Source organism: Pseudomonas asplenii (genome assembly GCF_001293465.1).
GTDB classification, from domain to species: Bacteria; Pseudomonadota; Gammaproteobacteria; order Pseudomonadales; family Pseudomonadaceae; genus Aquipseudomonas; species Aquipseudomonas fuscovaginae_B.
The window spans coordinates 137,743-162,145 of record NZ_JSYZ01000025.1; the positions used below are offsets into that span (position 1 = coordinate 137,743).

A 24,403-nucleotide genomic window follows, 5' to 3' on the forward strand; every position below is an offset into this window, starting at 1 on the left:
AAACGCGCAAACGGATATGTACACGCTCCCCCCATTCCCCCTCACTCAGCCCCCCGCAAAGCATCAGCAGCAGCCCCATCAGGCCTTTCGAAATGACCGATTGAAGCGGCCCCTTCCGGCCCGGAATAACCAAAAAAGCGCCGTCACCAAGTCCCGCTGCCCCTGACGACGGCTATCATCCCACCGAGCCCTACGGCATCCCCAACCAGTGCGGCAACGCCAGCGAAATGACCGGCACATAAGTCACCAGGATCAGGAACGCCAGCAGGATCATCAGCCACGGCAAGGCCGCGCGGATGGTCTGCCCCAGGCTCAAACCGGTCACCGCCGAAGTCACGAACAGGTTCAGCCCCACCGGCGGATGCACCAGGCCGATCTCCATGTTCACCACCATGACGATGCCCAGGTGAATCGGGTCGATACCCAGCTTCATCGCGATCGGGAAGAAGATCGGCGCGAGAATCAGCACGATAGCCGATGGCTCCATGAAACTGCCCGCCACCAGCAGCACCACGTTGACCATCAGCAGGAAACCGATCGGCGTCAGGCCTTCGGACACCACCCAGTTGGTGATCTGTTGCGGGATCTGTTCGGTGGTCAGCACATGGGCGAACAGGATCGCGTTGGCGATGATGAACATCAGCATGATCGCCAGCCGGCCGGACTCCAGCAGCACTTTCGGGCAGTCGCGGACCTTCATGTCCTTGTAGACGAACAGCGCGACGAACGCCGAATACACCGCCGCAACCGCCGCCGCCTCGGTCGGGGTGAACAGGCCACTGTAGATTCCGCCGAGGATGATCACCAGCAACAGCAGCCCCCAGAAGGCCCGCCGCGCAGCGCCCAGCCACTCGCGCACGGTCGCCCGTGGCTGGGCCGGCAGTTTCTTGATCCGCGCCACGATGTAGATCGCCACCATCAGCATCAGCCCCAGCAGCAGCCCGGGAATCACCCCGGCCATGAACAGCTTGCCCACCGAGGTCTCGGTCGCCGCCGAGTACACCACCATGACGATCGACGGCGGAATCAGGATGCCCAGGGTCCCGGCGTTGCAGATGATCCCGGCACCGAACTCCTTCGGATAACCGGAACGCACCATGCCGGCCACGGCAATCGAGCCGACCGCCGCCACCGTCGCCGGCGACGAACCGGACAGCGCCGCGAACAGCATGCACGCCAATACCGCGGCGATTGCCAGGCCACCCCGGATATGCCCGACGCAGGCGTTGGCGAAGTCGATCAGGCGCTTGGCCACCCCGCCGGTGGTCATGAACGCCCCCGACAGCAGAAAGAACGGAATCGCCAGGAAGGTGTAAGCGTCGGAGGTCTCGAACAGCTTGATCGCCAGGGAGCTCAGGGAGTCCTGGCTGAACAGCAGGATCGACAGCGCACCGGACAGACCCAGGGAAATCGCGATCGGCACCCCGAGGAACATGAAGGTGAACAGCAGCAGGAACAGGCAGAGGACGGTCATCAGTGCTGCTCCTTGTGCTCGTTCGCCAGCCTGCTGGCCTCGCCCGCATCGTCGGCCAGGCCCAGGCCGCTCTGGCGGCGGCTGAAGAGGCGACAGAAGATTTCCAGGTAACGGATCAGCACCAGGGCGAAGCCGATGGGCACGATCACCACGATGTGGCCGACCTTGATGCCGTACTGGTCGAGGTCCTCGGCACCGATACCGGCCATCAGCACCGCGCTCAGCCACTTGTAGCTGGCCACCATGAACAGCCCGGCATAGGCCAGGCAGCAGGTGCAGGCGAGCATCGCCAGGTAGCGCTGCACCGGGCGCGGGGTCAGCTTGACCAGCGCGTCCACGCCGAGGTGGCCGGCGGTGCGCACGCCATAGGAAATGCCGAAGAAGATCAGCCAGCCGAACATGGCCTTGGTCAGCGCCACGCTCCAGGTCATGTCCTGGGCCACGCTCATGGTCGCGTCGCCAAGGCTGTTGAAAAAGCCGCTGCTCCAGGCCCAGCGATCGGCGAGGTTGAAGAACAGTGTGTAGACGTTGTTGGCCATCACGTAGACGAAAGTCACCAGGGTCATGGCGGCCAGCAGGAAGGCGATCAGGCCCTCCTCGAAATGCGCCCAGATGCGCCGCAGGGATTGCGTTGGCATGGACAGGACTCCGCGAGAGAAAAAGGATTGGATCGGGTATCGCGTTACGGTGACGCAGAGCGTCACGGGCTGCATTCCCGCGCGGAGCGTGGGAGCGACCGAAGCAGCCGGCCCCGTGAGCGAGGCCCCTGGCTGGATCGTCCCCACGCTCCGCGTGGGGATGCAGCTCCGCGTCGCCGAACGGTGATCAAGGCTGGTTGGACTTGTCCGCCGCCTCGATCAGGTCGGCACCGATCTCACCCTCGAACTTCTTCCACACCGGCTTCATCGCCTCGCGCCATTGCGCGCGTTCTTCTGGAGTCAGGGTGATGATTTCACTGGTCCTGGCGTCGACGATCTTCTGCCTGGCGCTCTGGTTCAGCGCCTCGGCCTGCCGGTTCACCTCGACGGTGACTTCACCCATGATCTTTTCCAGTTCGCTGCGTACATCCGGTGGCAGGCCGCCCCAGAACTTGCTGTTGGTGATCACCATGTAGTCGATCAGGCCATGGTTGGACTCGGTGAAGTACTTCTGTACCTCGTTGACCTTCTGGCTCTCGTAGTTCGACCAGGTGTTCTCGGTGCCGTTGACGGTACCGGTCTGCAGGCCCTGGTAGACCTCGGCGAAACTCATCTTGCGCGGGTTGGCGCGGATCGCCTTGAACTGCTCCTCCAGCACGCTGGAGGCCTGGACACGGAACTTCTGCCCACGGGCATCGGCCGGCACCCGCAGCGGCTTGTTCGCCGACAGTTGCTTGAGGCCGTTGTGCCAGTAGGCCAGGCCGAGAATGCCCTTGTCCTGCATCGAGGTCAGCAGCGCCTTGCCCTGGGCCCCCTGGAAGCGGTCGACAGCGGCCAGGTCGTTGAACAGGAACGGCAGGTCGTAGATCTGCACCTGCCGGGTGTACTGCTCGAACTTGGCCAGGGACGGCGCCAGCATCTGCACGTCGCCCAGCAGCAACGCCTCCATTTCCTTGCCGTCACCGAACAGCGAAGAGTTCGGGTAGATCTCGACCTTGACCCGGCCCGGCAGGCGTTCCTCGGCGAGTTTCTTGAACAGCAGCGCGCCCTGCCCCTTGGGGGTGTTCTCGGCGACCACGTGGGCGAACTTGATGACGATGGGATCGGCCGCCTGCGCGAGACTGGCGGAGATCAAGGTGGCGGCGCAGAACAGCGCCCGGGTCAACTTGAGCATGGATGTCACCTTCTTATTGTTGTGGTTCAAGGCAGGTTGCCTAAAGCGATGCGTGTCGTGAATTTCGAATTTTGAGTACCTGCGTTCGGCCATGCCGAACGCTGCCAGGGGGCTTGCCGTGGGCAACCGAAGGGCGCCCCGCAAATACCATCTTAGGGTGGCTCAAGGCGCGCTCCGGGAGCGGTGCCCTCCCAATGCGCAGTAGGCAGGCACCGCCAATTGCCGGGGATTGGCCCTACAGCAACCCCAGCAGGCGTCGAGCGCGCAACAGCACCGGTGCATCGACCATCTGCCCGTCGACCTGGTAGGCCCCGGCGCCGTCGCGGCCGGCATCCACCACCCGCCGGGCCCAGGCCAGTTCCTCGGCGCCGGGGGCCAGCGCGGCATGAATCACCGCGACTTGCCGGGGATGGATGCACAGGGCACCTGCGAACCCCATTTCGTAGGCATGGCGAATGGAGCGCTGCAGCCCCTCGGGGTCATCAATGGCCGGGTGTACGCCATCCAGCGGCGCCACCAGCCCAGCGGCCCGGGAATGAAGGATCAGGGCCAGGCGGGCCTGGTCGAGGGCAAACCGGGCCGCCGGCGAGCCGCTGCTGAGATTCAGGTCCAGGGCCAGGTCGAGGCCACCGAAGGACAACCGTTCGACCCCGCCAGCTCCCGCGATCTCGGCCAGGGCCAGCAACCCGCGGGCGCTTTCGATGATTGGCCAGACGCGCCTGCCGGTCGCTGCCACGGCCGCAACCTGCGCGGCACTCTCGACCTTGGGCAGCAGCACACCGACCACGCCGGGCTGGCGTTTGCAGAAGGCCAGGTCGGCGGCATGCTCGGCGTGCTCCGGGGCGTTGACCCGGACCAGTACACGCACGTCGGGGTTGTCAGCGAAAAACTGCCCAAGGTGATCACGGGCGGCCCGCTTGAGCGGCTCCTCGACGGCGTCCTCGAAATCGACGATCACCGCATCGGCGCCGCTGGCCAGGGCCTTGGCGAAACGCTCGGGGCGGCTGCCCGGCACGAACAGCGCGGAGCGGACAATGGATGAAGACATGATGAATTCCTTGTACGGTGGTGGTGCACGCAGCTGTTTGGGAGATTTGTGATCTGAGGGGCCTTCAAGATCAGACACAGGGCTCAGACCACCCCGCTCGAACGCAACTGCGCCACGGCTTCGGCGGAAAAACCCAACTGCCGCAGAATCGCCTCGGTGTGCTGCCCCAACCCCGGCACCGCCTCCATCCGCGGCACGAACGCCGCATTGCGCGCCGGCGGCAGCAAAGCCGGCAGTTTCCCCGAAGGGCTGTCGACCTGGCGCCAGCCATCCCGCGCCTTGAGCTGCGGGTGCTGCCACACGCCCTGCATGTCGTTGACCCGGGCATTGGCGATCTGCGCCTGCTCCAGGCGCTCGATCACCTGCTCGGTGCTGAGCCGCGAGAAGCTGTCGACGATGATCTGGCGCAGCACCTCGCGATTGGCCGAACGCTTGAAGTTGGCCGAGAAGCGCTCGTCCACCGCCAGCTCCGGCGTCAGCAGCACCTTGTCGCAGAACGCCGCCCATTCGCGCTCGTTCTGCAGGCCGAGCATCACCGTGCCGCCATCGCCGGCCGGGAAAGGCCCGTACGGGTAAATGGTCGAATGCGCGGCACCGGCCCGCGGCGGCGGTGGCGCGCCGTCGAAGGCGTAGTACATCGGGTAGCCCATCCACTCCACCAGGCTTTCCAGCATGCTGATGTCGACCCGGCTGCCCTCCCCGGTCCGGCCCCTGAGCAGCAGCGCCGAGAGGATGCCGCTGTAGGCATACATGCCGGCGGCGATGTCGGCGATGGAGCAACCGGCCTTGGCCAGTTCACCCTCGCCCGGACCACCGGTGACCGAGAGAAAGCCGCCTTCACTCTGGATCAGCAGGTCATAGGCCTTTTTCCTTTCGTAGGGCCCGCCCTCACCGTAACCGGAAATGTCGCAGACGATCAGTCGCGGAAAACGCTCATGCAGCGCCTCGAACGACAGGCCCATGCGCGCGGCGGCACCCGGTGCCAGGTTCTGCACCAGCACGTCGGCCTGGCCCAGCATTTGTTCGAGGATATCCCCGGCCTCATCCTGCTTGAGGTCCAGGGTCAGGCTCTCCTTGGAGCGGTTGGTCCAGACGAAGTGCGAGGCCAGACCACTGACCCGCTGGTCGTAGCCACGGGCGAAGTCACCGACACCCGGGCGCTCGATCTTGATGACCCGGGCACCGAGGTCGGCCAGTTGTCGGGTACAGAACGGCGCGGCGATGGCGTGTTCCAGGCTGATCACGGTAATGCCGTCCAGCGGCCGCGGGGCCGCAGTGTTTTCTGCTGCCAGGCTCATCAGCACAGCTCCTTCAGGTCGGTGGTGTTGCGCAGGTCCCAGACCTGGCGGATCAGGGCGCTGGCCTGCTCGGGGGAACGGGCGCCGGAGAATTGCAGCAGGCGGTGGAACTTGTCCTCCAGCTCGGCCCGCGACAGGCTGTTGCCCGGATCCCCCTTGGGCTCGTCGATGGCCCCGAGCAGGGTTCGGCCGTCGACCGTCGTCACCAGCACCCGGCCCAGCCAGCGCCGGGGATAGGCGCCGTCGACTTCGGGGTCGAGGGTCATGCCGACCCTGTCGCGAAAGGCGGCAACAGCCGGGTCGGTCAGCGCCAGCTCATGAAACTCCGGCAGCCCGGCCTTGCCATGCACGGCGATCAGGCCGAGCACGGTGCCCATGGAGAACTTGGCCTGGTGCACGGTCTGCGGCACCTTGACCCGGCCCAACACGTCGATGGCGCCCTGGTGCACGCGGGTTTCCACCCGTTCGATCTGTTCGTGGCGCAGGCCTTCCCGTTCCATCAGCTGCAACAGCGCATCTGCGGCCGGGTGGGTGTGCCGGCAGGACGCGTGGAACTTGAACGAGGTCTCCACCAGCGCCCAGCGGCTGCCCAGGCGATCGGACAGGCGGGCCGGCTCGGCATCGCTGGACATGCCCGCCGCCAGCCCCTGGTCGCCTTCGAGAATGTTGCGGGCCCCGGTCAGGCCGTCGGCGGTCAGGTACGCCGCCAGCAACCCGTCGGCGGCCGCCTTGGCGGTGTGCAACTGCTTTGAGTCGGCGGCATCACGCAGGAACTCCCAGAGCCCGGCGGCCTGGGTGCCGGCGCTGCCGAGCAGGTGGATGAACCGCTCCTGGTCGAAGTCCATCAGCTTGCCCACGGCCACGGCGGCGGCCAGGGTGCCAACGGTGGCCGTGGTGTGGAAGATGCGGTAATGGGAACGGCCAAGGAATTCGCCGATGCGAATCCCCGCCTCGTAGCCGGCGACCGAGGCCAGCAGCAGCTCGCGACCGGATTTACCGAGATCCTGGGCCGCCGCCAGCGCCGCCGGGAACACCACGGTGGCCGGGTGCAGCACGGAGCTGTTGTGCAGGTCGTCCTGCTCCACCAGGTGGGACGAGGCGGCGTTGACCAGTGCGGCGAAATAGGCCGAGCTGCGCTCGCCGCTGACCAGGATGCCGGCCGGCCCCTGCGCCGGGCCCATCCGGCGCGCATAGGCCTCGAACAGCGGAATCGGATGGGCGCCCTGGCTGGCCAGGGCCGAGCCCAGCCAGTCGAGGAACAGTTCCTCGGTACGGGCCAGCACCGCCTCGGGTACCTGCTCGTAGCGCAGGCCGGCGAGGAATTCGGCCAGGGCTTGGGTATGGCTCATGCGGGGCTCCTCAGAAGCTGCGCGGCAGTTCGAGCAGGTGCTCGGCCACGTAGGACAGAATCAGGTTGGTGGAGATCGGCGCCACCTGGTACAGGCGGGTTTCGCGGAACTTGCGCTCGACGTCGTATTCATTGGCGAAACCAAAGCCACCGTGGGTCTGCAGGCAGGCGTTGGCCGCCTCCCAACTGGCCTTGGCCGCCAGGTACTTGGCCATGTTGGCCGAGGCGCCGGCGCTCTGCCCCGCGTCGTATTCCTCGCAGGCGCGCCAGCGCATCAGGTCGGCGGCCTCGATCTCGATATGCGCTTCGGCGATCGGGAACTGCACGCCCTGGTTCTGCCCGATCGGCCGGCCGAACACCACCCGGTCGCGGGCGTACTGGCTGGCCTTCTCGACGAACCAGCGGCCATCGCCGATGCATTCGGCGGCGATCAGCGTGCGCTCGGCATTCAGGCCGTCGAGGATGTAGCGAAAACCCTTGCCCTCCTCGCCGATCAAGCTGCTGGCCGGAATCTCCAGGTTGTCGAAGAACAGCTCGTTGGTCTCGTGGTTGACCATGTTGGCAATCGGCTGCACGGTCAGGCCGTTGCCGATGGCTTCGCGCAGGTCGACAAGAAAGATCGACATGCCTTCGGACTTGCGGGTGACCTCGGCCAGCGGCGTGGTCCGCGCCAGCAGGATCATCAGGTCGGAGTGCTGGATACGCGAAATCCACACCTTCTGGCCATTGATCACATACCTGTCACCCTGGCGCACGGCGGTGGTCTTGATCCTGGTGGTGTCGGTGCCGGTGGTCGGTTCGGTCACCCCCATCGACTGCAGGCGCAGTTCGCCGCTGGCCAGCTTGGGCAGGTAATGGCGCTTCTGCTCGTCGCTGCCGTTACGCAGCAGGGTGAACATGTTGTACATCTGGCCATGGATGGTGCCGGAGTTGCCGCCGCAACGGTTGACCTCCTCGAGGATCACCGAAGCCTCGGCCAGGCCCAGGCCGGAGCCGCCATATTCCTCGGGAATCATTGCCGACAGCCAGCCGGCTTCGGTCATGGCCTTGACGAAAGCTTCGGGGAAGCCCTTTTCCTCGTCGATCCTGCGCCAGTATGCGGCGGGAAACCCGGCGCACAGGGCACGCACGCCCTCGCGAATGGCATTGAGTGCTTCGTTCTGATTGGAGTTCATGGGTAGAAGGCCTTTTCTTATTTGTCTTGATCAGTCCGGTGGCGGGCTTTTACTCGAAGTGCACCTGAGCCTGCTGGGCGAGACCGTCGACATTGCCGGCCCAGAGTTCGGCGACGCCAGGCTCGATGATCCGTCCGCCGACCTCGAAGGGCTGTGGCGCGATCAGCGGGCGCAGACCGCGATAGGAGAAGCGCCGCAACCGGGCCTCGGGGTGGGCGCGACAGAACGCGCGCAGGTTCAGGGTGGCGATCATCGGGCCATGCACCACCAGGCCGGAGTAGCCTTCGGTGCCGGTGACGTAGGGGTAGTCGTAATGGATGCGGTGGCCGTTGAAGGTCACGGCGCTGTAGCGGAACAGCAGGGTCGGCGTCGGCTCCACCGCCTCGTGCCACTGCCCCTGCGGCAGCGTCTCGCCACTGCCCTGCTTGGGCGGGGTCGGCTCGCGGTAAACGATGTCCTGTTCCTCGCGGATCGCCAGCCGGCCATCCTGGAAGTACTCATGGCACACGGTGACGAACAGCAGCGCACCGGTACGGCCCTGCTTTTCCTCGATATGGCGGATGGTGGAAACGCGGGTGGCATCGAAGCCGGCCTTGAGACTGTCGAAGAACTCCAGGCGGCCACCGGCCCACATGCGGTTGCGATTGTCCGCCGGCGGCAGGAAACCACCCCGGGCCGGATGCCCGTCGCCGCCCAGCTGGCTTTCGGGCAGCGGGTCCTGGAAAAAGCACCACTGCCAGAGCGCTGGCAACGCCTCGCCATGGGCCGGCGCATTTTCGCCAAAGGTCGCGGCGATACGCTTGAGCAGGTTGCGGCTCAGTTGATCGTGAGCCTCTTCGCTACGGCCCAGCCAGGCTCTCGGATCCGTCACACTCATGGAAGGTTTCCCCTTGCCGTTTATCGTTGTGCGCCGATGATGCAAGCTGATCGACGTTCCGAGAATTTGCATTTCGATAAACCGGCGTTCGGGTATGCTGAACGCCCAGCGGTCTGTCCGCTTGCCACACGGGCCACGCCCCCTGACTGGAGTCATCCATGCATTTCGACCTGGCGGACCTGCGTCTCTTCATCCATATCGCCGAATCGCCGAGCCTGACCCAGGGCGCCAGGCGCGCCTTCCTCTCGCCAGCTGCCGCCAGCGCGCGGATCAAGGCCCTGGAGGCGCAGCTCGACACCCGCCTGCTGTACCGCGACAGCCGTGGCGTGGAGGTGACCCCCGCCGGCCAGCGGCTGCTGCAGCACGCGCGGCTGATCATGCGTCAGGTCGACTACCTGAAAAGCGAATTCACCCACTACGGCAGCGATTCAGCCGGGCATATCCGCATCTTCGCCAACACCACGGCGGTCACCGAGTTCCTGCCGGAGGTGCTGGCCGGGTTTCTCTCGGAACGCCCGGGGGTGACGGTGGACCTGCAGGAGCGGCTGTCGCGGGACATCGTTCGCGGCGTGCTCGACGGCACCAGCGACATGGGCATCATCGCCGGCCCCGTCGAAGCCAGCGGCCTGCAGGTGCTGCACTTCAGCACCGACCGGCTGGTGCTGATCGTTCCGGCCGACCACCCGCTGGCGGGCCAGCCAGCGGTCAGCCTGGGCCAGACCCTGGCCTACCAGCATATCGGCCTGCACGAGGGCAGCACCCTGCTGAGTTTCCTGCGCGAACACGTCGAACGGATCGGCAAGACCCTGTCGCTGCGTATCCAGGTTTCCAGCTTCGAGGCGATCTGCCGGATGGTCGAGGCCGGTGTCGGTATCGGCATCATTCCCGAATCGGCGGCCGTTCGGCACAGCCGAACGATGCAACTGGTGAGCGTGGCGCTGGACGAGCCGTGGGCGATTCGCGAACGCAGCATTCTGGTGCGCGAGCTGGAGGCCCTGCCCGGCACCGTCCGCGCCCTGATCGCAACGCTGATGCCGCCGCCCGCGACATGAACCGGCCCGTGTTGCGGGTTGCACAACACCGGCTTGCGCGGCATGCTTGAGCCATTCCTGCGACAGAACTTTTTACGCCCCAGGCACTCAATCAGTGCATTGATCCATGCCCTTCCCGATAGAGACGCTCATGACTTCGAAGCTGGAACAACTCAAGCAGTTCACCACCGTGGTCGCGGACACCGGCGACCTCGACGCGATCACCCGCCTCAAGCCGGTCGACGCTACCACCAACCCGTCGCTGCTACTCAAGGCCGCCGCCCTGCCGGGCTATGCCGAGCTGCTCCAGAACGCCGTGGCCCAGGCCAAGGGCGATGTCGGCCTGGCCTGCGACCACTTCGCGGTCGCGGTGGGCGCCGGCATTCTCAAGGCGATTCCCGGGCGCATTTCCACCGAGGTCGATGCACGCCTGTCGTTCGACGAAGCCGCGCTGCTGGCCAAGGCCAACCAGTTGATCGAGCTGTACGACAAGGCCGGCGTCGGTCGTGACCGCGTGCTGATCAAGCTGGCGTCCACCTGGGAAGGCATCCGCGCCGCCGAGAAGCTGGAGAAAGCCGGTATCCAGACCAACCTGACCCTGCTGTTCTCCTTCGCCCAGGCCGTGGCCTGCGCCGATGCCGGGGTGTTCCTGATCTCGCCGTTCGTGGGCCGTATCTACGACTGGTACAAGAAGTCCACCGGCAACGAATACACCGGCGCCGACGATCCGGGCGTGCAGTCGGTGACCCGCATCTACAACTACTACAAGTCCAATGACTACAAGACCGTAGTCATGGGCGCCAGCTTCCGCAATCTCAACCAGATCGAACACCTGGCCGGCTGCGACCGCCTGACCATCAGCCCCGACCTGCTGGAGAAACTCTCCCAGGACCAGGGCAACCTGGTACGCAAGCTGACCCCGGGCACCACCGGTGAAGCCCGTCAGAACCTGAACGAGGCGCAGTTCCGCTGGGCCTCCAACGAGGACGCGATGGCGACCGAGAAGCTGGCCGAAGGGATCCGCCAGTTCGCTCGCGACCAGGAGAAGCTGGAAGCCTTGCTGACCCGGTAAGACTTCGGGGCCATTCGCGGGCAAGCCCGGCTCCTGCAGATCCATGGCGGACACGAAATTGCGAACGCCGTAATCCTGCAGGAGCCGGGCTTGCCCGCGAAAGGGCCAACGAGCCCCGCAACAATCCCGTGACACCGCTATCGCCAGCGCGCCGACTCCCACGGTTTCCTGCGTAGACCCTTCAGTTCCAAGCGCACGTCCCCCGGCAACACCTCTTCACAATCCACCGACAATTTCACCATTGAGCCCGTCATGAACCGATGCCTAAACTCTCGCGCCTGCCTATAAGAGAGACCATCATGACCGTGCCTGATACCTCCTCCAATCCCCGACAGCGCTGGCTGGCCCTGGTAGTACTGTGCCTCGGGGTGCTGATGATCGTGCTCGACACCACCATCGTCAACGTCGCCCTGCCATCGATCAAGACCGACCTGCAGTTCAGCGAAACCGCCCTGGCCTGGGTGGTGAACGCCTACATGCTGACCTTCGGCGGCTTCCTGCTGCTCGGTGGTCGCCTGGGCGACCTGTACGGGCATCGCCGCCTGTTCCTGCTCGGCATCGCCTTCTTCACCCTGGCCTCGCTGGCCTGCGGCATCGCCCAGACCCAGCCCCTGCTGATCTGGGCCCGGGCCTTCCAGGGCCTGGCTGCCGCCGTGGTCACCGCCGTGGCGCTGTCGCTGATCATGGACCTGTTCAGCGAGCCGGCCGAACGCGCCAAGGCCATGGGCGTCTACGGCTTCGTCTGCGCCGGTGGCGGCAGCCTCGGGGCCCTGCTCGGCGGGGTGCTGACCAGCACCCTGAGCTGGCACTGGATCTTCCTGGTCAACCTGCCGATCGGCCTGGCGGTGATCGTGCTGTCGCTGCGCCTGCTGTCCAGGTCTCTCAACCAGCATCCCGAGCGCAGCCTGGATGTGCTCGGCGCCCTGACGGTGACCGCCTCGCTGATGCTGGCGGTGTACGCCATCGTCAATGGCAACGAGATGGGCTGGGGCTCGCCACGCACCCTCGGGCAACTGGCGCTGGCCATCGGCCTGCTGGCGGTGTTCCTGCTGGTCGAGACCCGGGTGAAGGTTGCGCTGATGCCGCTGCGCCTGTTCCGCCTGCGCAACCTGGCGGTGGCGAATGTCGTCGGGGTACTGTGGGCCGCGGCGATGTTCGCCTGGTTCTTTCTCTCGGCACTGTACATGCAACTGGTGCTGGGCTACACGCCGCTGGAAGTCGGGCTGGCGTTCCTGCCGGCGAACCTGATCATGGCGGTGTTCTCCCTGGGAATCTCGGCCCGGCTGGTGATGCGCTTCGGCATCCGCGGGCCGCTTGCCGCCGGGCTGGGCCTGGCGACGCTCGGCCTGCTGCTGTTCGCCCAGGCACCGGTGGATGGCAACTTCGTCCACGATATCCTGCCGGGTATGGTGCTGCTGGGGCTGGGTGCCGGGATCGCCTTCAACCCGCTGCTGCTGGCGGCGATGAACGATGTCGCGCCGTCCGAATCGGGGCTGGCCTCGGGCATGGTCAATACCGCGTTCATGATGGGTGGGGCACTCGGGCTGGCAGCCCTGGCGAGCCTGGCGGCGGCGCGCACGCAACTGCACCTGGGCGCCGGGGTGGCGGAGCTGGTGGCGCTCAATGACGGCTACCAGGCGGCGTTTCTGGCCGGGGCGATGTTTTCCGCGCTGGGTGCCGGAATGGCCGCGACCTTGATGCGGACCCGGACCGGCAGCAACGTCGGCGGCGAAACTCCACTGGCAGTGTAGGGACACCTGTTTGCAGCTTGCAGAGGCAGTTTGGGAGGAGGATTGGTGGAAGCGGCCAAGCCCGTTCCCACAATAACAGGGGGTCAGCAAGCTGGAGGTACCCGGCGTACCCACCTCACCCCGTAGCCTGCTGCTCCTGCGCCTGGCGGATACTGGCCATGAACAGATCGGCCGGCATCGGCCGCCCCAGCAGGTAGCCTTGCAGTGAATTGCAACCCAGGCGGGTGAGGAAGTCGCGCTGCTTGTCGGTCTCGACGCCCTCGGCAACGATCCGCAACCCCAATGCCTGCCCCAGCGCCACAATCGCCGAAACGATCGCGGCATCATCGGAGTCGTGCTCCAGGTCGCGGACAAAGCCCCGGTCGATCTTCAATTCCGTGGCCGGCAGCCGCTTGAGGTACATCAGGCTGGAGTAGCCGGTACCGAAGTCATCGATGGACAGATCCACGCCCATTTCCGAGAGCTGGCGCAGTACCGTCATGCTCGCGTCGGCATCGCTCATGGTGGTGGTTTCGGTGATTTCCAGGGTCAGGCTGTTGGCCGGCAGATGGTGCCGGGCCAGGGCACTGGCGACACTGGCCACCAGCCCGGAGTGGCAGAACTGCTGGGCCGACAGGTTCACGGCGATACGCCAGTCCCGGTAGCCCTGTTCGTACCACTGGCGCATCTGTCGACAGGCTTCGTTCAACACCCATTCACCGATCGGGATGATCAGCCCGCTCTTCTCCGCCAGGGTGATGAAGGCGTCCGGCATCATCAGCCCCTGCTCGGGGTGCTGCCAGCGCACCAGCGCCTCGGCACCGATCGGCAAGCCGCTCACGGCGTCGAACTTGGGCTGGTAGTGCAGGCGGAACTGCTCGCCCGTCTCCAGCGCCTGGCGCAGGTCCTGCTGCAGCTTGAGCTTCTTGCGGGCATTGCCGTTCATCGAGGCGTCGAAGAAGCAGTAGCCATTCTTGCCCGCACCCTTGGCGTGGTACATCGCCGCGTCGGCGTTCATCAGCAGCTCTTCGGCGGTGCGGCCACTGCCGGGATACAGCACGATCCCAATGCTCGCGGAGATCTGCAGATCCTGTTCGGCCACCTGGAACACCTGGGAAATCAGGCTGACCTGACGCGTGGCCACCTGCAGCGCGTCATCCTGCTCGGACAATTGCGCCAGCAGGACGAACTCGTCGCCCCCGATCCGGGCCAGGGTATCCTGGGAGTGCAAGTCGTCACGCAGGCGATGGGCGACGACACGCAGCAACTGGTCGCCCACATGATGGCCGAAGGCATCGTTGACCGGCTTGAAACCGTCCAGATCGATGAACATCAGCGCGAAACACCCCCCTTCGGCACTCGCCTTGTGCATCGCCTGGTCGATGCGGTCGGCCAGCAGTATCCGGTTCGGCAGGCCGGTGAGGTTGTCGTGCAGGGCCAGTTGGGTCAGTTCCTGGTTGGCCAGGGTCAGGGAATCGGCCAGGTCGGCGGTGCGCTCCTCCAGCCGGGCATCGAGCACCGAAGTCAGCAAGGCGATCGACAGCACCGCCAGGCTGGTCACCAGCACCAGGTTGTCCAGGCCCTTGACCGCCAGGCCACTGGCTGCCGCGCCGCAGAAACTGCCTTCGGGGAAGTTCGCCGCGGCCATGCCGGTGTAGTGCATGCCGACGATGGCCACGCCCATGATCACCGCGGCACCGCTGCGGGCCAGGCGGATATAGGGCGTGTTGCGGCGCAGGTGGAAGGCGATCCACAGCGCCGCCGCCGAAGCGCTGACGGCGATCAGCAGAGAAGCACCGAACAGGGTCGGGTCGTAGTCGATGCCGGGCTGCATCCGCATGGCCGCCATGCCGGTGTAGTGCATGGCGCTGATGCCGGCGCCCATGATCAGCGAGCCGAACGCCAGTTGCATCAGCGGCAGGCGCGGCTGGCTGACCAGCCACAGGGCAAAACCGCTGGACAGAATGGCGATCAGCAGTGACAAGGCGGTGATCGGCCCGTCGTAGCCCAGCTCGATCGGCAGGCGGAACGCGAGCATGCCGACGAAGTGCATCGACCAGATCCCCACGCCCATGGCCAGGGCGCCCCCGGCCATCCACAGGTAGACCGCCCGTCCGCTGGCGGTGGCAATCCGCCCGGCCAGATCCAGGGCGGTATAGGAAGCCAGGATCGCCACGCAGAGCGACATGAGGACCAGCGACGATGAATAACTGCCAATGAGCATCGAAATACCCTGAAACCTCATGCCGGAGCCACCTCCGGACTACCAAAAAGGCGCCGATTCTACCCGCTTCGCCGCCAGGCGCACGGGAAAGATCGACTCATCAGCAAGCCCCCTGTGTCCTCTCCATGACACCCTCCTGCAAACGCACCAGAAACAGCCGGGTCACCCGCCGCTCTCGTACCGCGACCACGGTCATCCGCCACCCCGCCCACTGCACCTGATCGCCGACCATCGGCAGTCGATCCAGCAGGCTCATCACCAGCCCGGCCAGCGTCTGGTAATCCTCGGTGGCCCGGGCCTCGATCCCGAGGCGCTGCCGCGCGCGGCTCAGGGTCATGGCCCCGCTGACCTGGAAACCCTGCGCTTCCTCAACCACCTCGGGACCCTCCACCTCACTGGCATCGGGCAACTCGCCAGCGATCGACTCAAGGATGTCGGTCATGGTCAGCAGACCGACGAAATCACCGAACTCGTTGACCACGAACGCGATATGGGTCGAGGCTTGGCGCATCTGCTCCAGGGCGTTGAGCACAGAGTAGCTGTCTAACAGGTTTATCGCCCGGCGAGCCAAAAACTCCAGTCCCGGTTCAGTCCCATCCAGGTAGGCCTTGAGCAGTTCCTTCTTGTGCACGAAGCCCAGCGGCTCGTCGACCGCCCCCTGGCGGATGAGCGGCAGGCGAGAGTACGACGAACGGATCAATTTCTCCCGAACGAGCGCCGGGCTGTCGGCGACGTCCAGGGTGTCGACCTGCGCCCGCACCGTCATCAGCGTGCGGATAGGCCGCTCGGCCAGTTGCAGCACGCCGCTGATCATCACCCGCTCACTGCGCTCGAACGGCACCTGGGCCTCGTCCGCCGAAGGCTCAAGCAGGTCGGCGATCTCCTCGCCCACTTCCTCGCTGGACAACCGTCGTCCACCGAGCATGCGCAGCACCGCATGGGCGGTACGCTCACGCAGCGGCCGCTGGCCGTGGGCAGAGCGCTTGCGCCGGGCGCGGGCCACCTGGTTGAACAGCTCGATCAGCACCGAGAAGCCAATGGCCGCGTACAGGTAGCCCTTGGGAATGTGCAAGCCCAGGCCCTCGGCGGTGAGGCTGAAACCGATCATCATCAGAAAACCCAGGCACAGCATGATCACCGTCGGCCGCTCGTTGACGAAACGGGTCAACGGCTTGCTGGCGACGATCATCAGGCCGATGGAGACGATCACCGCGATCATCATCACCGACAGTTCCTCGACCATGCCGACGGCGGTGATCACCGCATCCAGGGAGAACACCGCATCGAGCACCACAATCTGCGCGACGATCGGCCAGAACAGCGCGTAGCCGCCATTCGCCGAGCGCTGGCTGACGTGCCCTTCCAGCCGCTCATGCAACTCCATGGTGGCCTTGAACAGCAGGAACACGCCGCCGAACAGCATGATCAGGTCGCGGCCGGAAAAACTCTTGCCCAGCACCTCGAACAGCGGCTGGGTCAGGGTCACCATCCAGGCGATGCTGGCCAGCAGGCCCAGACGCATCAGCAACGCCAGGGACAGACCGATGACACGGGCGCGGTCGCGCTGGTGCGGCGGCAACTTGTCCGCCAGGATCGCGATGAACACCAGGTTATCGATACCCAGCACCAGTTCGAGGAAAATCAGGGTCAACAGGCCAAGCCAGGCCGTGGGGTCAGCCAACCACTCCATGAAAAATGCGCTCCCTTAGTGGATTCGAACAGACGCGTACGACGGTACCGAGCCCGGGGACGGCCAGGAGACGACGCGGCAACAGAGGAAAAGACGCTCGACAGGGGGATTGCCGGGCCTGGCGCACGACCGGGGCGCGTGCATGAAGGAAAGCGTGAGGGGACGACCGGGAGGTTCCGCGAGGGTGTTCATGTCCAACCTGAATGACCAATAGGGAGATAAATCCTACATGACCCCGAAGAACCGCCTGACAGGCAAACTATTTCAAATCATGAAAGCGCAGCGCGCGACGGTTACCGCGCGGCGCCCCGCTCAGCGCGGAAATCCTGGCGAACCCGTTCGATATAGCGGGCCACCGCCGGCGCCTTTTCGAAACGCCGATGAATCAGCGACAGCCAGGATGTCGCCTGACAGCCGACGATCGGTCGATAGACCACATTCGGCAGGTTGACGTGACCGATCACCGACTCGGGCACCACCGCCACCCCCTGGCCCAGCGAGACCGCGGCAATCACCGCCACCAGTCCACCGGGCTGCGGCCCGAGGTGCGGCGCGTAGCCGCCCTGGGCTGCGACCTGCAGGGTACCGTTGATCTGCTCCGGCAGCACGAAGGTCTCGTTCTGCAGATGCTCGGCAGCGATGTTCCGCAAGCGGCACAGCCAACTGTCGTCCGCCAGCGCCAGCACGAAGCCCTCGGCATTCAGGCGCACCGCCTCCACCGCCTCGGGCAGCGACATCGGCGAACGCACGTAGCCGATATCGAAACGCCCCTCGGCGATCAGCCCCGGCAGCGCCGCCATGGGACTTTCCCGCACGTTCAGGCTGACATCGGTGAAATCGCGGACATAGGCCTTGACCTGCTGTTGCAGCACGCCCGAGTACACCGCCGAGGCGACATAGCCGATCTCGATATGGCCGATCTCGCCCCGTCCGGCGCGCTGGGCATTGCGCTGGGCGAACTCGAACTGGCGCACGGTCGCCTCGGCCTCGGGCAGCAACGCCGCGCCGGCCTCGGTCAGGCTGACCTCGCGTGGCCCGCGCTGGAACAGGCGGGTCCCGAGAGCGCTTTCCATATCCTGGATCTGCCGGGTGAGGGTCGGCGGGGCGATATCCAGCTGTTCCGCCGCCCGGGTGAAGTTGCGCTGCCGGGCCACGGCGAGGAAATAGCGGAAATGACGGATTTCCATGGTCATTAGCTCAAAGGTAATGAAGTGCCAAGGCCAGCCTAACGCAGACGGGTTTTGCCCGCGATAAGCTGCTCTCACCGCCACAGTAGAGAGCCCTGAACATGCCCGTCAAATACCTTCCACCCTTATCCTTCAGCCAATGCGACCGACCTGGACTTGCAATGACCGCCTCGTCCACCGTCATTGCCTTCAAGGCAATCATGCACAGCGAAGCCTCGAAGACCAGCGCTGCCACCCTGCCCGTGCAGGCCCGGCCGTGAGCCGGGTGAGCCCGCGACTGACATTGCTCACGGCGTCCGGCGTCTGCTCGCTGATTGTCCTGGACACCAATATCGTCGCCGTGACCCTGCCGAGCATCGCCCGCGACCTGGGCGCCGATTTCACCGCGATCGAATGGGTGGTCAGCGCCTACATGCTGGCCTTCGCCGCCCTGCTGCTGCCCGCTGGCAGCATCGCCGACCGCTTCGGGCGCAAAAAGACCCTGCTCTGGGGCCTGGGCCTGTTCATCCTCGCCTCCCTGGGCTGCGGCGCGGCGCCCGACAGCCTGTTCCTCGATATCGCGCGGGCGGTCAAGGGCGTCGGTGCCGCGCTGTTGCTGACCTCGGCGCTGGCGACCATCGGCCACACCTTTCATGACGAGGTCGAGCGCGCCCGCGCCTGGGCCTTCTGGGGGGCCTGCATGGGCCTGGCGATGACCGCCGCGCCGACGGTCGGCGGGCTGATCACCGAGTACCTGGGCTGGCGCTGGATCTTCTTCATCAACCTGCCCATCGGCCTGCTGCTGGTGGCGCTGGTCCGCCATGCGGTCGCGGAATCGCGCGACAGCCAGTCGGCGCGTCTCGATCCCTGGGGCAGCCTGGCCTTCAGCGGTGCGCTGCTGTGTCTGATCTGGGGGCTGATCGAGGCCAACCGGATCGGCTGGAGCCACCCGCTGACCAGTACCCGCCTGCTCGCCGGCGGCGCCCTGCTGGGGGTGTTCGTGCTGGTCGAGCGCGTGCAGAAACGGCCGATGGTCGACCTGCAGCTGTTTCGCCATCCGCGCTTCATCGGCGCCCTGCTCGGCATGTTCGCCTATGCCGGCTGCGCCCAGGTGATGATGACGCTGTTGCCGTTCTACCTGCAGAACGGCCTGGGGCTGTCGGCGATCGACTCGGGGCTGGGCATGCTGCCCTTCGCCCTGACCATGCTGATCTGCCCGCGCATCGGCGTGAGGCTGGCGTCGCGACTGCAACCGGCAACCCTGATGGCCACCGGGCTGGCCCTGGTCGGCTGCGGCAACCTGCTCAGTGCCTGGGCGGTTTCCAGCGGCGGCTACCCGGGCTTCGGCCTGGCGATCGCGGTGACCGGCGCCGGTGCCGGGCTGCTCAACGGCGACACGCAGAAAAACATCATGGCCTGCGTGCCCCGCGATCGGACGGGCATGGCCTCGGGCCTGAGCACCACCATGCGTTTCAGCGCGATCGTGCTGGCCATCGGGGTCTTCGGCGCCGTGCTGGCCGGGCATACCCGGGATCTGCTGCACGCCCGTCTCGCCAGCCAGGCCAGCCTCTGGCTCGACCGGGCCCAGGAGATCGCTTCGCGAGTGGTGGCCGGTGACATGCAGGCGGCCATGGCGACGCTACCGGAAGCGGCCCGTCCGGCGGTGCAACCGTTGGCGCACCAGGCCTTTGTCGGCGGTTTTGGTACGGTACTCTGGCTGGCGGGCCTGCTGGCACTGCTGGGCGCCGTGGTGGTCGGCACCCTGATGCGCAAGCCGCTGCCCGGCACCCAAGCGCTGCCCCTGGTGCGCGAGTAACGGCTTCGCAGAGGGCCGGGGCGCAAGGCTTGCCCGGCCCTGTTCAGCCGTCCAGGGGCCCTGCCAGCGACGTCATCAGGCGTTCGGCATTCTCCCGGCACGACACATCCGCCGGCTTGTTGCGGATGCTGTTCACCACGCCGAGCAGTTGCAGCTTGCTCTGGGCCAGGCGCGCCTGCATGGACTCGATCTGGCCGATCTTGCGCTCCAGGCTGGCAATCATTTCATCATGGTCCCAGGTCCCGGGCTCGCTGGTCGGCACCAGTGCACGCAACTCTTCCAGGCTGAAGCCGGCCTGCTGCGCGCACTGGATGATCGACAGGGTCTGCAACACCTCGGGCGGGTATTCGCGATAGCCGTTGGCCTGGCGACGAACCTTGCGGATCAGCCCCTGGGCCTCGTAGAACCTGATCTTCGAGGCCGCCAGGCCACTGCGTTGGGCCAGTTCACCGATTTTCATGGAAATCCTCGCAGCGGCTATTGACATTAAACCTTACTTTAAACTTAGCCTGAGCCCTCCACTACCCCGGAGTCAAGCATGTCACCCTTCCAGGCATTGTCGTTACCCAACGGCGTACAGATCCCCAATCGCATTGCCAAGGCCGCCATGGAGGAAAACATGGCCGACCTGGACAATGCCCCTTCCCAACCCCTGATGGAACTCTATCGCGCCTGGGCCGACGGCGAAGCGGGCCTGCTGCTGACCGGCAACGTGATGATCGACCGCCGGGCCATGACCGGCCCCGGCGGCGTGGTGCTGGAGGATGAACGCCACCTGGGCAAATTCCGCCAGTGGGCGGCCATCGGCAGGGCCAGAGGGGCGCAGTTCTGGGTGCAGCTCAACCACCCCGGCCGCCAGACCCCGGCCAATCTCGGCCAGGCCAGCCTGGCGCCTTCGGCGGTGTCCCTGGAGATGGGCGAGTTTTCCAGAATGTTCGCCCAACCCCGGCCCATGAGTGAAGCCGATATCGACGAGGTGATCGCCCGCTTCGCCCGCAGCGCGCGGTTGGCCGAACAGGCAGGCTTCACCGGTGTACAGATCCATGCCGCCCACGGTTATTTGCTCAGCCAGTTCCTCTCACCGCTGAGCAACCGCCGCAGCGACCGCTGGGGTGGCAGCCTGGAAAACCGCGCCCGCCTGCTGCTGGAGGTGGTGAAGGCGATTCGCGCCGAGGTGGCGCCGAGCTTCTGCGTGGCGGTGAAACTCAACTCGGCGGACTTCCAGCGTGGAGGGTTCGACGCCGACGACGCCCGCCAGGTCATCGAATGGCTCAACGCCCTGCCGGTGGACTTGGTCGAACTGTCTGGCGGCAGCTACGAGGCGCCGGCCATGCAGGGCGAAGCGCGTGACGGCCGGACGCTGGCACGCGAGGCGTACTTCCTGGAAATGGCCGGTGAGCTGGCGAAAGTCGCGACGATGCCGCTGATGGTCACCGGCGGCATCCGCCGCCTGCCTGTGGTCCAACAGGTACTCGACAGCGGCGTCGCCATGGCCGGCATCGGTACCGCGTTGGCCGTGGAGCCCAACCTGCCCCGTCACTGGCGCGAAGGCCGCGACAGCCACCCGCAACTGCCCACGATCCGCTGGAAGAAAAAGCCGCTGGCGGCGTTGGCAAACATGGCGGTGGTGAAGTTCCAGCTCAAGCGCCTGAGCCAGGGGCGCCGGACCAGACCCGAGGTTTCACCGGCCTGGGCCCTGGTACTGGACCGGTTGTTCATCGGGCGCCGGACGCGGCAGTATCGGGCGGCGATGAAGCGCCAGCGGTGATGCGTCTGGCAGGGCGCTTTCGCGGGCAAGCCCGGCTCCTACAAGTTTGCGCCATACACAAGAGCATCGTTCGGACACACTCTGTAGGAGCCGGGCTTGCCCGCGAAAGCGCTGGACAAATGACCGCCGGGCTCGGCCCTGGCCCCTGTCAACGCCCGGCAAACCGCAACCGCGACAACATCCTCAGGTCCCCATCCTTGTAGTACGCATCGCTCCAACTGTCATCCGGCGCCAGCGGTTGCACCTGCTTGAGCGCCAGCTTCTTCGCGTAATAGCGAAACCGGTAATGCTCATAGAAACGCAGGATCTCCAGCCCATACCGATCCGCCAGGTCGACATCGCCGCGAATCACCAGGAAGTTCTCATCGTTGCCCTCACTGGCCCCGACGCTGAGGTTATGACTGCCACTGATGATGGTCGGGGCATCGGTGGTGAAGTCGGTGACGATGGCCTTGGTGTGCACCAGCAGGCGCCCCTTCTGCCCCTTGAGGCCCTCCTTGATCCAACCCTCCAGGCCACTGCCGAGCAGCGCCGTGGCGACGAAATCGTCGGTGCGGTCGGCGTGAATACCGGAGATGCTGCTGGCCGTGTTCTGCAGACCGAAACGCAGCACGTCGTCATGGGGCTTGCCGAGCAGGGCGTCGAGAATATCCTGGGGCAAGGCGAAGGCCGTGGCAAACAGCACGTCCTTCTGCGCCGCCGTGATGATCTGCACGAACTCCGCCAGGTCCGCCCGGCCAGTGCGCGGAGAGAAACCGGCGAACAGCGGCTGGCCGGGGTCCATGGGATTATTTTGAGTGATCCATTTGCGAGTCGCCGCCACATCCGCCGGCGCCGCCCAGATCTGTTCGAAAACCTGGCTGTATTCGGTCGCCAGGCGCTGGTCGTCGAGGATATGAATCACGTTGGCCTGGCGGTACACGCCATTGGCGGTGAAGTTGGTGCTGCCGCACAGCACCGCCGCAGGCTGATACTCGCCAGCGGCGTCGCGCTGGCTGAGGACGATGAACTTGTCGTGGAAGATCTTGCTGGTGACCCGCCCGCGCTTGCTCGCGGCCGGAATCGCCGCCAGGCTCTGCTCGTTCAGCGCGGTGTCCTCGTCCCCGACCTTGGCGTGATACAGCACGCGGATGCGCGCGCCGCGGGCGTTGGCCGCATTCACCGCCTCGACGATCGCCGGCAACTGGTATTCGTAGATGGCGATATCCAGCCCCCACTGCGCATCCCGGGCGCGGGCGATGAAACCGAGCAGCGCCTCCAGCAGACCGTTTTCCAGCCACAGGCGGGCGGCGTCCGGCCATTGCTCGATCGGCAGGTCCTTCTGGCCGGTCAGTTGCTGGTCCAGCTGGGGAAACTTGCGCTCGAACCCCTGGCTCGCCGCCACCGCCCGGTTGAAGATCACCCGCTGGTTCTTCGGCATGCCGTTGTCGGTGGTCACGCTGATCGCCAGCGACTCGTCCAGTCGCGGCGCAGCCGGTGTGCCATAGGCCAGGTGCACGCGGTAGTTGCAGGTGCTACCGGGCTCGACGTTGTAGTCGGCCCAGCGGAATTTCTGCAGCGGTGCGACGTCACTGGGGGTGGCGTGATACTGGGGGAAGGTGTGCTCCCTGCCGGGAAAGGTCAGGCTGTTGAACAGGAACCGCCAGGGCTTGTCGCCCACCTGGCGCTCGATGGCAAACCCGAGCAGGCCGGCACGGCGTGACTCGGCCAGGTCGAAGGCCAGCAACACCCCGCTGGTGCCGGCATACGCCTTGACCCGGAAATCGTCCTGGGCATTGCTTTGAAGTACGCGCATGCATCACATCCTTGAGAGATCGGCTGGAGAGGAGAAGGCTAGCCAACTTTGTCGACAGTATGCCTACCGGCCCATGAAATGAAACATTCAGCACCCAGATACAAGCACCAGGCCGCGCCGGGCTCTAGGCTGATCGATGATCCGCGGCGGGCTGACACCCTCCTGCGGTTTTCCTTCCCGAACCCGAAAGGACCTTTCATGGAATCCTCCTTGCACCCCAGCGTGGCCCCGGCCCTGAGCTTCAATGGCGGCTTCGTCGACACCCTGGGCTTTCTCGCCCTGCAGGGCCTGTTCACCGCCCATGTCACCGGCAACTTCGTGACCCTGGGAGTGAGCATCGTCCATGGCGCCTCCGGCGCTCTGTCCAAGCTGATCGCGCTGCCGGTTTTCGTGCTGGTGGTGGGCCTGACGCACCTGGCCGCCGTAGCGATTCACCGCCGCGGCCTGGTGCCGTTGCGCCTGCTGCTGGTGGCTCACACGCTGATGCTCGCCGCCTTTGCCGGGCTGGCGATCTGCTGGGGCCCGTTCGCCGACGGCGACAGCACCACGGCGCTGATCACCGGCATGACCGGCGTCGCCGCCATGGCGGTGCAGAATGCGATTTCCCGCCAGCACCTCAAGGGCGCGCCGCCGACCACCCTGATGACCGGCAACGTCACCCAGTTCGCCATCGATGTGTTCGCCCTGTGGGGTGAGCATGACCCGGCGCAACGGGCGACGATCCGCCAGCGTCTGAAGCCGATCTGCACCACCCTGCTGGCCTTCGCCGCCGGCTGCGTCAGTGCCGCGCTGCTGTATCTGGCGACGGGGCTGTGGGGGTTGCTGCTGCCGGTGGTGGTGGCCATCGGGGTTTGCCTGAATACCCATCGCAAGGATCAATTGCGCACCTGAACACCGGCCGGGCACACCGATCGCCCGGCGTCTCCCCCCGTGGTGCTTATCTCCCCCGATGACCAGGGCACCGGCCGTCAGCGAATGCCGTAGCGGCAAATTGCCATTCCACCAAAACCCAACAATACTGGGTATCGAATGGAAACTGCGGGATAAGGCTTGAGGGCCCATTCGCTGGCAAGCCAGCG

19 protein-coding genes are annotated in these 24,403 nt (G+C 65.7%); 6 read left to right on the plus strand and 13 right to left on the minus strand.

Annotated features, from left to right (window positions below):
• Positions 1-190 precede the first annotated feature (190 nt).
• The 8 genes from dctM to PF66_RS27400 all read right to left on the minus strand — a co-directional run bounded on the left by dctM (position 191) and on the right by PF66_RS27400 (position 9,032).
• The gene (gene dctM, locus PF66_RS27360) at positions 191-1,474 is read right to left on the minus strand and encodes a C4-dicarboxylate TRAP transporter large permease protein DctM (protein ID WP_054059565.1); all 1,284 of its coding nucleotides are present in this window, start codon (positions 1,472-1,474) and stop codon (positions 191-193) included.
• Positions 1,474-2,112, minus strand: a complete 639-nt coding sequence (locus tag PF66_RS27365; RefSeq protein WP_054064389.1) for a TRAP transporter small permease — start codon at positions 2,110-2,112, stop codon at positions 1,474-1,476. The genes dctM and PF66_RS27365 overlap by 1 nt, the downstream gene beginning before the upstream one ends.
• Before the next feature lie 187 nt (positions 2,113-2,299).
• Positions 2,300-3,286 carry a TRAP transporter substrate-binding protein gene (locus PF66_RS27375; protein ID WP_054064390.1) on the minus strand — a complete coding sequence of 329 codons (987 nt, stop codon included), beginning with the start codon at positions 3,284-3,286 and terminating at the stop codon, positions 2,300-2,302.
• Positions 3,287-3,521: 235 nt separating this feature from the next.
• Positions 3,522-4,334, minus strand: coding sequence for an HpcH/HpaI aldolase/citrate lyase family protein (locus PF66_RS27380; RefSeq protein WP_054064391.1), 813 nt, complete (start codon positions 4,332-4,334; stop codon positions 3,522-3,524).
• Positions 4,335-4,417: 83 nt separating this feature from the next.
• A complete protein-coding gene (locus tag PF66_RS27385; protein ID WP_054064392.1) occupies positions 4,418-5,632 on the minus strand; it encodes a CaiB/BaiF CoA transferase family protein in 1,215 nt (404 codons plus the stop codon).
• Positions 5,632-6,981, minus strand: coding sequence for an MmgE/PrpD family protein (locus tag PF66_RS27390; RefSeq protein ID WP_054064393.1), 1,350 nt, complete (start codon positions 6,979-6,981; stop codon positions 5,632-5,634). Before PF66_RS27390 ends, PF66_RS27385 begins: the two co-directional genes overlap by 1 nt.
• A gap of 10 nt (positions 6,982-6,991) precedes the next feature.
• The gene (locus PF66_RS27395) at positions 6,992-8,155 is read right to left on the minus strand and encodes an acyl-CoA dehydrogenase family protein (protein WP_054064394.1); all 1,164 of its coding nucleotides are present in this window, start codon (positions 8,153-8,155) and stop codon (positions 6,992-6,994) included.
• Between the two features lie 49 nt (positions 8,156-8,204).
• Complete coding sequence (locus PF66_RS27400) at positions 8,205-9,032, minus strand: FAS1-like dehydratase domain-containing protein (protein ID WP_054064395.1); 828 nt, start codon at positions 9,030-9,032, stop codon at positions 8,205-8,207.
• Between the two features lie 158 nt (positions 9,033-9,190).
• Here PF66_RS27400 and PF66_RS27405 point away from each other — a divergent pair, with 158 nt between their 5' ends.
• From PF66_RS27405 to PF66_RS27415, 3 genes are all read left to right on the plus strand, one after another.
• Positions 9,191-10,084: a LysR family transcriptional regulator gene (locus tag PF66_RS27405; protein WP_054059823.1), complete on the plus strand. Its 894-nt coding sequence runs from the start codon at positions 9,191-9,193 to the stop codon at positions 10,082-10,084.
• Between the two features lie 130 nt (positions 10,085-10,214).
• Positions 10,215-11,135, plus strand: a complete 921-nt coding sequence (tal, locus tag PF66_RS27410) for a transaldolase (protein WP_054059822.1) — start codon at positions 10,215-10,217, stop codon at positions 11,133-11,135.
• Positions 11,136-11,434: 299 nt separating this feature from the next.
• On the plus strand, positions 11,435-12,886 hold the full coding sequence (locus PF66_RS27415; protein WP_193394237.1) for a DHA2 family efflux MFS transporter permease subunit: 1,452 nt from the start codon (positions 11,435-11,437) through the stop codon (positions 12,884-12,886).
• 115 nt (positions 12,887-13,001) lie between these two features.
• Here PF66_RS27415 and PF66_RS27420 read toward each other — a convergent pair whose 3' ends face one another.
• The 3 genes from PF66_RS27420 to PF66_RS27430 all read right to left on the minus strand — a co-directional run bounded on the left by PF66_RS27420 (position 13,002) and on the right by PF66_RS27430 (position 17,966).
• Positions 13,002-15,089, minus strand: a complete 2,088-nt coding sequence (locus tag PF66_RS27420) for a putative bifunctional diguanylate cyclase/phosphodiesterase (RefSeq protein ID WP_054064396.1) — start codon at positions 15,087-15,089, stop codon at positions 13,002-13,004.
• A 100-nt stretch (positions 15,090-15,189) separates the two neighbouring features.
• Complete coding sequence (locus tag PF66_RS27425) at positions 15,190-16,779, minus strand: TerC family protein (RefSeq protein WP_054059820.1); 1,590 nt, start codon at positions 16,777-16,779, stop codon at positions 15,190-15,192.
• Positions 16,780-17,072: 293 nt separating this feature from the next.
• Entirely contained in the window at positions 17,073-17,966 is an 894-nt protein-coding gene (locus PF66_RS27430) for a LysR family transcriptional regulator (protein WP_054064397.1), read from the minus strand.
• 256 nt (positions 17,967-18,222) lie between these two features.
• On the opposite strand from PF66_RS27430, the gene PF66_RS27435 reads away from it, so the two are divergent.
• Positions 18,223-19,761: an MFS transporter gene (locus tag PF66_RS27435; protein WP_054064398.1), complete on the plus strand. Its 1,539-nt coding sequence runs from the start codon at positions 18,223-18,225 to the stop codon at positions 19,759-19,761.
• 43 nt (positions 19,762-19,804) lie between these two features.
• On the opposite strand, the gene PF66_RS27440 is transcribed toward PF66_RS27435, so the two are convergent.
• Positions 19,805-20,221, minus strand: a complete 417-nt coding sequence (locus PF66_RS27440; protein ID WP_054064399.1) for a MerR family transcriptional regulator — start codon at positions 20,219-20,221, stop codon at positions 19,805-19,807.
• Between the two features lie 78 nt (positions 20,222-20,299).
• On the opposite strand from PF66_RS27440, the gene PF66_RS27445 reads away from it, so the two are divergent.
• Entirely contained in the window at positions 20,300-21,529 is a 1,230-nt protein-coding gene (locus tag PF66_RS27445; protein ID WP_054064400.1) for an NADH:flavin oxidoreductase/NADH oxidase family protein, read from the plus strand.
• A gap of 148 nt (positions 21,530-21,677) precedes the next feature.
• On the opposite strand, the gene PF66_RS27450 is transcribed toward PF66_RS27445, so the two are convergent.
• Positions 21,678-23,324, minus strand: a complete 1,647-nt coding sequence (locus PF66_RS27450) for a phospholipase D-like domain-containing protein (RefSeq protein ID WP_054060370.1) — start codon at positions 23,322-23,324, stop codon at positions 21,678-21,680.
• Positions 23,325-23,522: 198 nt separating this feature from the next.
• Between PF66_RS27450 and PF66_RS27455 the strand changes: the two genes are divergently transcribed.
• Positions 23,523-24,215, plus strand: coding sequence for a YoaK family protein (locus PF66_RS27455; protein ID WP_081009921.1), 693 nt, complete (start codon positions 23,523-23,525; stop codon positions 24,213-24,215).
• Positions 24,216-24,403 lie beyond the last annotated feature (188 nt).

Bases quoted from the DNA above. Each gene is read 5' to 3' on its own strand.
- PF66_RS27450 (WP_054060370.1), bottom strand. From the start codon at position 23,324: ATGCGCGTACTTCAAAGCAATGCCCAGGACGATTTCCGGGTCAAGGCG.
- PF66_RS27365 (WP_054064389.1), bottom strand. From the start codon at position 2,112: ATGCCAACGCAATCCCTGCGGCGCATCTGGGCGCATTTCGAGGAGGGC.
- PF66_RS27400 (WP_054064395.1), bottom strand. From the start codon at position 9,032: ATGAGTGTGACGGATCCGAGAGCCTGGCTGGGCCGTAGCGAAGAGGCT.
- PF66_RS27380 (WP_054064391.1), bottom strand. From the start codon at position 4,334: ATGTCTTCATCCATTGTCCGCTCCGCGCTGTTCGTGCCGGGCAGCCGC.
- PF66_RS27395 (WP_054064394.1), bottom strand. From the start codon at position 8,155: ATGAACTCCAATCAGAACGAAGCACTCAATGCCATTCGCGAGGGCGTG.
- PF66_RS27385 (WP_054064392.1), bottom strand. From the start codon at position 5,632: ATGAGCCTGGCAGCAGAAAACACTGCGGCCCCGCGGCCGCTGGACGGC.
- PF66_RS27390 (WP_054064393.1), bottom strand. From the start codon at position 6,981: ATGAGCCATACCCAAGCCCTGGCCGAATTCCTCGCCGGCCTGCGCTAC.
- PF66_RS27430 (WP_054064397.1), bottom strand. From the start codon at position 17,966: ATGGAAATCCGTCATTTCCGCTATTTCCTCGCCGTGGCCCGGCAGCGC.
- PF66_RS27425 (WP_054059820.1), bottom strand. From the start codon at position 16,779: ATGGAGTGGTTGGCTGACCCCACGGCCTGGCTTGGCCTGTTGACCCTG.
- tal (WP_054059822.1), top strand. From the start codon at position 10,215: ATGACTTCGAAGCTGGAACAACTCAAGCAGTTCACCACCGTGGTCGCG.
- PF66_RS27455 (WP_081009921.1), top strand. From the start codon at position 23,523: ATGGAATCCTCCTTGCACCCCAGCGTGGCCCCGGCCCTGAGCTTCAAT.
- PF66_RS27440 (WP_054064399.1), bottom strand. From the start codon at position 20,221: ATGAAAATCGGTGAACTGGCCCAACGCAGTGGCCTGGCGGCCTCGAAG.
- PF66_RS27420 (WP_054064396.1), bottom strand. From the start codon at position 15,089: ATGCTCATTGGCAGTTATTCATCGTCGCTGGTCCTCATGTCGCTCTGC.
- PF66_RS27415 (WP_193394237.1), top strand. From the start codon at position 11,435: ATGACCGTGCCTGATACCTCCTCCAATCCCCGACAGCGCTGGCTGGCC.
- PF66_RS27445 (WP_054064400.1), top strand. From the start codon at position 20,300: ATGTCACCCTTCCAGGCATTGTCGTTACCCAACGGCGTACAGATCCCC.
- PF66_RS27375 (WP_054064390.1), bottom strand. From the start codon at position 3,286: ATGCTCAAGTTGACCCGGGCGCTGTTCTGCGCCGCCACCTTGATCTCC.
- PF66_RS27405 (WP_054059823.1), top strand. From the start codon at position 9,191: ATGCATTTCGACCTGGCGGACCTGCGTCTCTTCATCCATATCGCCGAA.
- dctM (WP_054059565.1), bottom strand. From the start codon at position 1,474: ATGACCGTCCTCTGCCTGTTCCTGCTGCTGTTCACCTTCATGTTCCTC.